The sequence below is a fragment of the Pseudogracilibacillus amylolyticus (SeqCode) genome, from assembly GCF_051918545.1.
Lineage (GTDB): Bacteria > Bacillota > Bacilli > Bacillales > Amphibacillaceae > Pseudogracilibacillus.
Map to the genome: position 1 here is coordinate 1 of NZ_JBPPZG010000127.1, position 11566 is coordinate 11566.

Genomic DNA, 11566 nt, shown 5'->3' on the forward strand with positions numbered 1-11566 from the left:
AGAAATACCCCTTTCATTTATATGCTACTTATATTATGTTCAATTTTTCACAAACAGGCAAATTGCATATTCTTCCATGAAAACGAGAACAATGAAGATGAAAGCGAGTATCATCGCGCTTTTACTCTTGAAATCATACAATTCCTCTCTTTATCTCATCTTTTCATGAAATTGAAAAGAGTAGTTTTAAATAACTGGTCTTTCCTATTTTAATTGATCATAAAAAAACACTTCTTCCCATACTTTTTGTGAGAAGAAGCGTTTTTTGTTATATACTTTTTTCTTCTTTGTCTGGAAACATTAAACTAAAGACAATTCCAAAAATCGCAGCAATGAAAAAGGTTGAGAATCTAGATGTAATAATGCCATCAAGTGGGGTACTAATCCACAAAACAGTGAAAATGAATCCAGAGATGACGGTTGCGATTAGTCCAGTGCTTGAATATCGTATCCAAAAGAAAGTCATTAGAATTGCAGGGGATAATGTGCCTCCAACTCCGGCCCAAGCCCAACTTACGACTAGGTAGAGTAAAGATTCAGAGGTTAGCGCAATAATCATGCCGATTATTCCTACAGCTAAAATGACAATCCGTGAAATCGTTACTAACTGTTTATCGGTCAGTTTCATACCTAGTGTTTTATGAATAATATCTTCACTTACCGAACTGGTGACAACCATAAGCTGTGAATTTGCGGTTGTTATGATGGCCGCCATTATTCCAGCTAGTAAAATCCCTGCTATCCAAGTTGGCGTGAGGTCAAGAATCATATGCGGGAGAACTGTTTCTACATCGACAAAACTTCCTTGTTGGTACATGGCAATTGCGGCAAGCCCGATTAAAAATGCACCAGTATAGGCGAGAATGGTCCAAATTATTGCTACAGTGATCCCTTGTTTTGCTTCACGGTCATTTTTTAACGCCATAAACCGTGCACTTAACTGCGGCTGACCTCCCAAGTATCCGAAAAACCAAGAAAAATTATTAAAAAACAGGACACCAATTGCAAATCCAGTCACTCCTCCCATCCAGGAGTCGAAGCCTTCTCCAGCAGTAGCGAGAGATGTAGAGATCGATAAATCATTTGTGCCAATATAAATAAGAGCAACAATCGGCAAGACGACGAGGGTAAGGAGCATCATGATACTTTGAATCATATCCGTCCAAACGACAGATAAAAATCCGCCAAAATAAGCCGTTGCCATAATAACGATGGTAGCAATAATAACTCCAGTAGTTTCATTCATATTAAATGTTGTGAGAAATAATTTTCCCGCCCCAGCGAGCTGGGCACCAACATAAAACATAAAAAAACTAGCGATTAACACTGTAACTAACCATCTAATAATATTTGCTTTTGCCTGAAATTTTACAGCTAAATAATCTGGTAAGGTGAGAACATTGTATTTATCTGCTTCAGCTCGGAACTTACGTGCTAATACTAACCAAGCAAAAATAATTCCAACAGCAATACCAATTGCAACCCAAACTCCGGATAGTCCAGTGGCAAAAACGAATCCAGTAAACCCGAGGAGTAGCCAAGCCGATTCCCCAGTTGCCCGTTCGGAAAAAGCGAGTGCCCATCCAGGCAGTTTTTTCCCTCCTAAAATAAACACCGAATGACTCATCTTTGTTCGACTAGTTAGGTAAGCAATAACAATAATACCAATAAAATAAAGAATGAATTCCACCAAAATAATTGTACTCATGTTTTTCCCTCCTCAAATAATTGGTAGTATAGGCTTAAACGTTCACCTTCTAATGTGAACGTTTTACTATCATTCTATGTAAACCGTAATTTAAATATTAATTTACTAAACTTATATGAAAGAATATTGTTGTTGGAGTGAGAATATGGAACAAAAATATTTTCGAAAACGTAGAACACCGATTTTTATTAAACATGGACTTACAGCGTTAATTTTCATTAGCGTTTATTATTTCCTTGATTATGGATTGATGCGCTTATTTCTGTTTATTCAGCTATTTGTGTTTATAAAAGATCTTCGTATATGTGTGTATATAAAAGAGGACCACCTTGTTTATCGAACGTTATTTCGGACAAGAGCGGTTCCCTTACAAGAAGTTAAAAGAATTTTTTTAGCTGAAAAAACTCGGTCTACTTTAGATGCATCGGTTGTTGAATACACATTTCATGTTACCGTGAAAACGGAGGATAATAAGACTTCCTTACTATGGGAACTTCCAGTCAATATCATCCCGAAAAAAGAAAGGTATCTTTTTGAAAAGACGGTCAAACAAATTAATCCGGCAATTTCTATGAATCTTGTGAAAGCCCAGTTTGTGTGCTGAATAAACTTGCGTGGTTATTTTTCCATTTCCGTGTTTAAATCGTAAATTATCTGGACACCAGCTTTGTTCGTGGATAAATCGCAACTTGCGTGGTTAATTCGAATTTCCCGTGGTTAAACGTTAAATTAGCTGGATAACGGCTTCATTCGTGGATAAATGGCAACTTGCGTGGTTAATTCGAATTTCCAATGGTTAAATGTTGAATTAGCTGGATAACGGTTTCATTCGTGGATAAATGGCAACTTGTGTGGTTAATTCGAATATTCCCGTGGTTAAACGTTAAATTGACTGGATAACTGCTTCGTTCGTGGATAAATGGCAACTTGTGTGATTAATTCGAATATTCCCGTGGTTAAATGTTAAATTAGCTGAATAACTGCTTCGTTCGTGGATAAATTACAACTTGCGTGGTTATTACGAATTTCTCGTGGTTAAATGTTGAATTTGCTGGATAACTGTTTCATCCGTGGATAAATCGCTACTTGTGTGGTTAATTCGAATATTCCCGTGGTTAAATGTTAAATTAGCTGAATAACTGCTTCGTTCGTGGTTAAATTGCAACTTGTGTGGTATTACGAATTTTCCGTGGTTACATGTTAAATTGGCTGGATAACTGTTTCATTGTGGATAAATCGCTACTTACGTGGTTATTACGAATTTTATATGGTAAATCGCGTTAGTCGAATATGATAAGCTTTTTAGAGAAACCTGAATTAAATTGTTTATTTGTCGAATATTGAATTGAGGTCGTTGACTAATATGTTGCTAAATAATCTATGTTAACATGTATCTATCTGTATTTTGAAGGGAGAGAAAATAATGAGGGGACTTAACATTATCAATATAGCGATGACAAAATTTCTCCCGCTATGGATTTTAGTCTTTGCTTTTATAGCTTATTTTGTTCCTACACCTTTTTTACCGCTGACAGATTGGACCGGGTTTATGCTCGGACTTATATTATTTTTAATGGGATTGACTATTCCGCCGTCCAGTTTTCGTTATGTATTTAAACAACCGAAGTTGGTATTTTTTGGGGTGGCATTTAAATGGACGGTGACTGTCTTAATTTCTGTCGTGCTTGGTTTTTATTTTTTATCTCATTCACCTGATTTACTAACTGGATTTATTTTAGCAGGGAGTGTGCCAAGTGCAACAGCCGCAAGCCTATATACGTTTATGGCAAATGGAACTGTTTTACTTAGTATTACGATGTCAGTTGTTGATACATTTATCAGTCCGCTTGTGACGCCCATTTTATTAGAGACAACAGTTGGACATTTGATCCCAATTGAATTTTTGCCTTTAATTATAAGAATGTTATTGATTGTATTATTACCGATTATTTTGGGACTAGTAATTCAATTAAAACTTGCTCGTTTGGTAGAAGCGGTTCGACCGACAGTCAGATTTTTCTCATCACTAACACTGGTACTAATTGTTTTGTCTGTCGTATCGGGTTCACAACCATTACTACGGGATAACCTGTCACTGCTACCACTACTCATAGGGATAACGGTACTGCAAATTGTCATTCCGATGTTTTTAGGCTATTTTTTTGCGAGGGTTTTTAAGTTTAAAGAAGAAGATGCCCGTGCAATTATGTATGAGACAGGACTGTGCAACACCGCACTCGCGGCAATTCTCGCGATGGATTATATCAGTTATTTAGCGGCTGTGCCTGCGGTTATTAACACGATCCTAAACTTATCGATTGGAGCCCTGATTGCGATTGTTATATCGAATCGAGAAGTGCAAGCGGAAAGCGAATCAGTAAAGACTTAATGGGGCTCGATCAGTGATAAAAAGTCCGGTCCAAAATCTAACAACTCTGCATGTTTTCGATCGACTCAGCATCTTCGGAATCGACTTCTCATGTTTTCAAACGACTCAGCATGTTTTCAAACGACTTAGCATCTTCGGAATCGACTTTGCATGTTTTCGAATGACTCAACATCTTTGGAATCGACTCTGCATGTTTTCGATCGACTCAGCATCTATGGAAACAACTCAGCGCCTTCCATAGCAGTAATTAAATAATAGACATATATTCTTACCATAGCTAAAGAAAATAAATTCGCTAGATAGTGATTATCACAGTCTAGCGAATTTTTGTCTTGGAAAATAGATTATTCAGTTTGCTGTTAGATAGGAGTTAGTGAATTTTGGAATGAGAAATTTATAATAAATGAGGAATAGGCTACTGCATATCGTAATATTAGGAATAAACTTATTGATGATATAGTTCAATTAATCGATCTGGTTCTATCGGTTTACTCCAGTAATAACCTTGTCCCTCATGACAATTTTGAGCCTTTAAATAAGAGACTTGCTCTTCATTTTCAATTCCTTCTGCCACAACGTTGTATTTAAGATTCTTACCCATTGATATAATGGTGTCGACAATTACCTCACCATCGATATCCAAGTCATCAATAAAAGATTTATCTATTTTTATCGTATTGACAGGGAGGCGTTTTAAATAACTTAAGGATGAATATCCAGTACCGAAGTCATCGATGGAAATAGATACTCCAAGCTCTCTAAGTTCAGCTAATGTTTCTCCCGGATTTTTAATGTTTAAAATCGTGCCTTCGGTAATTTCGATTTCTAAATGTTTTGGTTCAAGTCCGGTTTCTAGTAGTATTTCTTTTACATTTTTTACGAAATTTTGACTTCTAAATTGGACGGGCGATACATTTACTGAAGCTCTATTTATTGTAACTCCTTTATCGTGCCAGACTTTCATTTGTTTGCAAACTGTTTTTAGAACCCACTTACCGACAGGAATAATCAGTCCAAGTTCTTCTAAAATTGGTATAAATTCAACAGGAGATACCGATCCTAATTTTGGATTATTCCAGCGTAATAAAGCTTCTACCCCGGTAATCTGATTATCTTTTAAATTAACGAGCGGATGATACACAACTGAAAATTGATTCCTACCTAATGCATATTTAATTTCTGAATCCAGTTTGTAATATCTTTCCATTTCACTATTTTGGTCATGTGTGTTGAAACAATGGGAGTTGCCGCCGTTTCTTTTTGCATGATACATGGCCGTGTCCGCTTGTCTAATCGTTGCCTCAACGAAATTTAAATAATCATCTTCGTTTTTTTCGATTGTGTTCATACTAATCCCAATACTCGTTGTTGTCGTAATTTTTTTACCATTGACAAAAAAAGGCAATGCGAATTGTTCTTTTATTTTATTCACAACGGCCATAATATCTTGTTGATTACTAAGGTGTCTTAAGAAAACGATAAATTCGTCGCCACCTTGCCGGACAGTGAAATCAGATTTACGCAGACAATTCTGCAATCTTTTAGCAACTTCTTTTAACACGAAATCGCCTGTACGGTGACCAAAATTATCGTTTATGGCTTTAAAGCGATCAATATCCATGAAAAGAACAGTAACTGTATCTCCAACTTTCATAGCATGCTCGTTTATCCATTCACTTAATAAATTCCGATTCGGTAATAGAGTAAGAGGATCATAGAAAGCCATTTTTTCGATCGTTTCTTCATGTTCTTTTCGTTTTGTGATATCGTGTCTGATAGAAATGTACTTGTATGGTTTGCCATTTTCTTTAAGAAAGGGGACAATCGTCGTATCCACCCAATAATAGGTACCATCTTTTGCTTGATTTTTTATTTCACCTGTCCAAACATTTCCCGTGCCTATTGTACGCCACATTTCCTTAAAAAATTCTCTGCTATGATATCCCGAATTTACAATACTTTGCTTGCTCCCGATTAATTCTTCCTGGCTATATTTCGATATTTGACAAAACTTATCGTTGGCAAATTGAATAATTCCTTGATTATCTGTAATTGCAAGAATAGATGACTCGTTTATGGCTATCTCAATGTCTTTTAATTTTTGGATCATTTCTTTAAACTCAGAATCACGGTGCATTGTTATACCTCGTTTCTTTAATTGTGTGTTCAAAAAGGAGGATAAAAAGGACCAAGAAGTTCGAGGCGGCGCAGTTTCGAGCAGCGGAATGTATGCATTTAGATACATGAGCAGCGGAGAAACAAGCCAACGAAGAAATTCGCAGTGTCATTTTCACCGGACTTTTTGAACATCCTCTTTAAAGGTTCTATATGTATTATAATTGAAAATTCAACTAAGATTTATGAGTTAAATCACTGTTTTTTTATATCAGAGTACAACCATTCATTTTTAATTTTAAACTACTGTGTATTGAAAAGGAATTTTTAAGCTTGCTCAAGTGTAGAAGAGGGGGCGTAAACAAAAGGTTCAGTTATGAAGGAGAAAATAAATATGGAGAAATTAATCATATAGTTTTGAGGGCAACACCATAATAAGGCTTAGATAGAATTTTTCTACCTAAGCCTTCTTTTCGATTGCATTTATGCAAGTTATACAGTTTCATATAGTGTAGCAGGTTTTCTTTGTGAGATATTTCCTTGAAAATAGTCCCACACATAACCGATTATTGCAACAACGAGAGTTGGCACTACCCAACCTAAACCATTAACATATAATGGTAATACGCTTAGTATATTGTCAAGTGCTCCTAAGTTAATTTGAAACAAGTCTAGTACATCACATAATGCAAAAACGGATGTTACAGCGACTGAAAATACATACATTTTTTTGCTTTCCCCAATGAAATGTTGGATTAAGGATAATAATATTAACACAATCGCAAATGGATACACGAATACGAGTAGTGGAGTTGCGATCGATAATATTGAATTTAGACCTAGATTCGTGATTAACAATCCAGTCACAACATATACAAGAACAAATTGTTTATACGAAAATTTAGGGAAAATTTCATTAAAGAAACTTGCACATGCGGTTGTGAGTCCCACACAGGTTGTTAGACATGCAAGTAAAACGATTGTTCCAAATAAGAGACTACCGCTATTCGTAAATAATTGTCCAGCAGCTAAAACGAGTATGTCAGCCCCGTTTTCAACAGCTTTTTCCATCGGTAATACTCTTCCTATCCAGCTAAGGGATATGTATACCAATGTTAGTGCAAGTGCTGCGATAACCCCTGCATAGGCAGTTCCACGTACTAAATCTTTCTTTTTTCTTACACCTTTGTCTTTTAATCCATTAATCATGACAATCCCAAATGCTAGTGCCGCAATGGCGTCCATTGTATAATATCCTTCCAAAAACCCCGCTAAAAAAGGAGCAGATTGAAATTTTTCCGTAGCTGCTTGTCCTTCATAACTTAACGTTGTAAAAGCTCTAACAAATAAGATACTTAAAACAATAAGTAAGATTGGTGTCAGAACTTGTCCGATCGAATCGATCATTTTCTTCGGATCAACACTTAGAAAATAGGTGATTCCAAAGAAAACGACTGTAAACAGGAATAAAGAAAGATGACTCTCGACTTGAAATACTTGGACAAACCCTAATTCATACGCAACACTTGATGCACGCGGAATACCGTAAAGTGCACCGATCGATAAGTAAATGATTACTGCAAAAACAAAGCCAAAAACCGGATGAACACGTTGCCCGATTGCTAGTAATCCATTATCGGATAACGATACGGACAAAACTGCAAGAAACGGCATAAGAACAGCTGTTAAAATAAATCCTATCACTGCAGGTATGAAATAATCACCTGATTCCATTCCTAAAAATGGTGGAAATATTAAATTCCCTGCTCCAAAAAATAATGAAAATAACATAAAACCTAAAAACAATATATTCTTCTTATCCACGAAGAACCCCTCCCAGTATATAAATTTTTATATGCCTGGTCTGGTTGATTGATAAGCCTGTTACTATTTATCTAGTACTTATAATGTTTCGAACGTACATGGGGATTATGTTTAAACACAAAAAAACCCGCCCCTAAATTGGGACGAGTTTTCGCTCGCGTTACCACCCATATTCCCTTCTGTTTCGTAAAAAGAAACAATCCGGCTCTCAGTCAACGTACCATCATACGTGTTCCATGATAACGGTGGAAAACCGTCAAAGCTTACTCATTTCAGCTTTGCGTCTCGGAGATGATTTTCAGATAAGAAACATTCATCAGCTTTCACCACACACTGACTCTCTTTAGAATAGTTTCTCTATCTTACTCTTTCTCGTCAAAGAGTTTAAATGATATTTTAAATTTACCATGTGTAAGTAGTCGTGTCAATTTTTTAAAATAACGCGTAAGCACTACCTTCCAAAATCTTATTTTATCTCTACCATGCTTTTCCCTACCTAGTAGAACAACACAATTAAAATGCATTGATAGTGACTAACATACAAATATATAAAAAAATTGGAGGTTTTTGCAATTTTATGCAGGAAACAGGATGGATATTGTTGAAATAACATATACAGATAGATTAAGAGAAATTGATTTCGATTTCAAAAATGTCGAAGCTCTTAATTACTATTAAATTTACAAAAATGATAGTGAAATTTTACCTAATTTTGACCTTATATTAACAATTGCTTGCTATGTTAGTAAGGAAGGAATTAATTATCGAAAATGGGGAGGAATATGAGTAGTGAATAATCTGTTTCAAAAAATGATGGTAAAAGTGATGTTATTCTTGTTATTAGTGTTCTCGTTTTCACCAATTCAATTGAACGCGGAGGTTGAACTTCAAGCCGATGATGTGATTGAGTCGGATGAATCTGCTGAAGTGGAAGCAGAAGAAGAGGACGAAACAAAGAAGCAGACTGATACGGAAGAAGAGTCGCAGGCAGATTCTGAATCAAATGAAGGTGAAGAAACAGGGGAATTGACAGAAGCTGATGAAACAGAAGCAGCTCAAGAACAAAAAGAATCCACCGATACGGAAGAAGAAACGGATGTATCGGAAAAAGAAACGAATGAACAGGAACAAGCGGTTGAATTAATTGAAGAGGATTCTTCTGATGATCCGGAAGAAGAAGCGGCGGACGAATTTAATGTTACGATTATGCATATGAATGATACGCACGCACATGTAGAAACAATGCCCAAAATGTATTCGGCTATAAAAGAAGTGCGTGCAAATAATGAAAATAACTTATTACTACATAGTGGCGATGTTTTTTCCGGGACATTATATTTTAATGAATTTAAAGGACAAGCTGACCTAGCTTTAATGAACCTTATGGGGTTTGACGCAATGGTTTATGGCAATCATGAGTTTGATCTTGGTTCAAATGAAGGTGGACAAGAGTCTTTGTCGAAATTTGTACAAGGTGCGAATTTTCCGCTTCTCGGATCGAACATCGATTTTTCTGGAGATCAATTTATGGCAGGACTCGTGGCTGAAAATACGTTAGTCGAAAATGCACCAGGTGGAAAATCGTATCATAGTATTGTGAAAAATATTGCTGGTGAAAAAGTAGGGATTTTCGGTTTAACGACTGAAGATACCATTGATATAGCGAGCCCAGTGAATGTGAAATTTAACAATTATTTGGAAACTGCAAAAGCAGCAGTCAAGCTTTTTGAAGAGGCAGGAATTAATAAAATAATTGCGGTGACTCATTTAGGTTATGACAGTAATCCAGCAGTAGGAAACGATCTGTTACTTGCAAAAGTGGATGGCATTGATGTGATTGTTGGTGGTCATTCGCATACAAAACTAGAACCGCCGACACTAGTAACAACTGATGCTAATGGGAATGAAAAAGATCCTACTGTCATTGTTCAAGCTGGTCAGTATGCAGAAAACCTTGGAACATTAGATGTCACTTTCGATGAAAATGGTGTTATTACGGAACATGATGGACAATTAATTAAAGTTGAAAATTATGAAGAAGATCCTGAAGCTAATGGAGTTTTGAAAAGGTATAAGGAAGAGATAGATGATTTGATGAATGAACCTAGTGGTGCGGAGGCATTAAAAGATTTACCAAACCCACGTCTTAGTGAAGACAGTGACGATAGTGTACGGGCGAATGAGACGGAGCTTGGAAATTTAGTAACCGATGCGATGCTAGCAAAAGCAAAAGAGAAATTCTCGGAAACAGTAATTGCCCTTCAAAACGGCGGTGGAATTCGTGCTCCGATAGACAAGGGGCCAATTACAGTTGGTGAAATTATTGCAGTCCTTCCATTTGGAAATGACCCAGTTGTCGCAACAGTAACCGGAGCAGAGTTGAAAGAAATATTGGAACATAGTGTACGGTTAGCACCTGAAGAAAACGGTGGATTTTTACATGTTTCTGGAATGAGGTTCTTATACGATAGTAGCAAGGATCCTGGAAATCGCGTTATTAAGATGGAGATCAAACAGGACGACGGAAACTATGTAGAAATTGCGCTAAATGAAGAATATTTGATTACAACGAATCAGTTTACTGCAATGGGCGGCGATGGATTTGATACATTTGCAAAAATTTATGCCGACGGTCGTGTGACAAATATCGGTGAAATTGATTGGGAACAACTGCGGGATTATATGGTGGAAGAAAACTATTTAAATGGGAAAGTTGATCCGGTTCGTGAAGGACGAATTATTGATGTGGCTCGAGACGAAGTACCCAACGACCCGGAGGATCCGAACAAGCCTGGTGAAGAACCAGAAGAGCCAAGTGAGGATCCAAAGGACCTTGAAGATCCGGTCGATGATTCAAATGGAGGACCTGGAGACGATGGAACGGTTGATAATAATGATGATAAAAAAGGAAAAACATTACCAACTACAGCTACAACGATCTATACTACGCTACTGATAGGGGCTCTGTTGCTACTCATAGGGACAATAATTTATTTCTTAAAACGTCAAGTTAACTGAATTCAATAAAATTGTATGTGGATCTGCAGATAAAATTATCTTATCTGCAGATTTTTTATCGCTACGTGATTTTGAGTTATTTCATGTCATATTAAGAGCCTGCTTGCTTTTGGAGCTTCATCCGAAATAAAAGATAAAAAATATGAGTAACATTGATTCCTTAATAGTTTAATCACCTATTTAAGAGGAAATAAAAGCGTAAAAGGTGACAATTATTGATAAATTAAAGTTAAATACGTATGCTAAACAAAAGAAATAAGTGTTTTGAATCTAAACTTTATTGTAAGCAATTATGAAAAACATACATTTGAACAAAATGGAGTGAGCATATGGTAAACAATGATGAACTTGGTTGGAATTTAGAAAATAGTTATATGAAATTACCTTCAATTTATTACACAAAAACAAGACCAACGCCAGTTCAGGAACCAAAATTAGTTATGTTTAATCAAGTATTAGCTTCTACTCTTGGACTTGATAAGGATTTAGCGAAAACGGAATATGTTGCTCAA

The 11566-nt window shown here is 36.2% G+C and carries 6 protein-coding genes, 1 pseudogene and 1 other annotated feature; of the genes and pseudogenes, 4 read left to right on the top strand and 3 right to left on the bottom strand.

Annotation, left to right across the window (positions count from 1 at the left end):
* Positions 1–268 precede the first annotated feature (268 nt).
* On the bottom strand, positions 269–1708 hold the full coding sequence (locus ACPYKA_RS13785; RefSeq protein ID WP_479542817.1) for a sodium/proline symporter: 1440 nt from the start codon (positions 1706–1708) through the stop codon (positions 269–271).
* 145 nt (positions 1709–1853) lie between these two features.
* Between ACPYKA_RS13785 and ACPYKA_RS13790 the strand changes: the two genes are divergently transcribed.
* Together ACPYKA_RS13790 and ACPYKA_RS13795 are read left to right on the top strand one after the other, a co-directional pair.
* Positions 1854–2312 carry a hypothetical protein gene (locus ACPYKA_RS13790; protein WP_479542818.1) on the top strand — a complete coding sequence of 153 codons (459 nt, stop codon included), beginning with the start codon at positions 1854–1856 and terminating at the stop codon, positions 2310–2312.
* An 819-nt stretch (positions 2313–3131) separates the two neighbouring features.
* A complete protein-coding gene (locus ACPYKA_RS13795; protein ID WP_479542819.1) occupies positions 3132–4097 on the top strand; it encodes a bile acid:sodium symporter family protein in 966 nt (321 codons plus the stop codon).
* Between the two features lie 445 nt (positions 4098–4542).
* Here the strand turns inward: ACPYKA_RS13795 and ACPYKA_RS13800 are convergent, their stop codons facing one another.
* Complete coding sequence (locus ACPYKA_RS13800) at positions 4543–6234, bottom strand: putative bifunctional diguanylate cyclase/phosphodiesterase (RefSeq protein ID WP_479542820.1); 1692 nt, start codon at positions 6232–6234, stop codon at positions 4543–4545.
* 470 nt (positions 6235–6704) lie between these two features.
* Complete coding sequence (gene brnQ / locus ACPYKA_RS13805; RefSeq protein WP_479542821.1) at positions 6705–8036, bottom strand: branched-chain amino acid transport system II carrier protein; 1332 nt, start codon at positions 8034–8036, stop codon at positions 6705–6707.
* A gap of 136 nt (positions 8037–8172) precedes the next feature.
* Positions 8173–8424, bottom strand: a binding site (T-box leader).
* Between the two features lie 401 nt (positions 8425–8825).
* Between brnQ and ACPYKA_RS13810 the strand changes: the two genes are divergently transcribed.
* Both ACPYKA_RS13810 and ACPYKA_RS13815 read left to right on the top strand, forming a co-directional pair.
* Positions 8826–11054, top strand: a complete 2229-nt coding sequence (locus ACPYKA_RS13810) for a bifunctional metallophosphatase/5'-nucleotidase (RefSeq protein WP_479542822.1) — start codon at positions 8826–8828, stop codon at positions 11052–11054.
* A gap of 329 nt (positions 11055–11383) precedes the next feature.
* Positions 11384–11566, top strand: a pseudogene (locus ACPYKA_RS13815) (hypothetical protein); the annotation flags it as partial.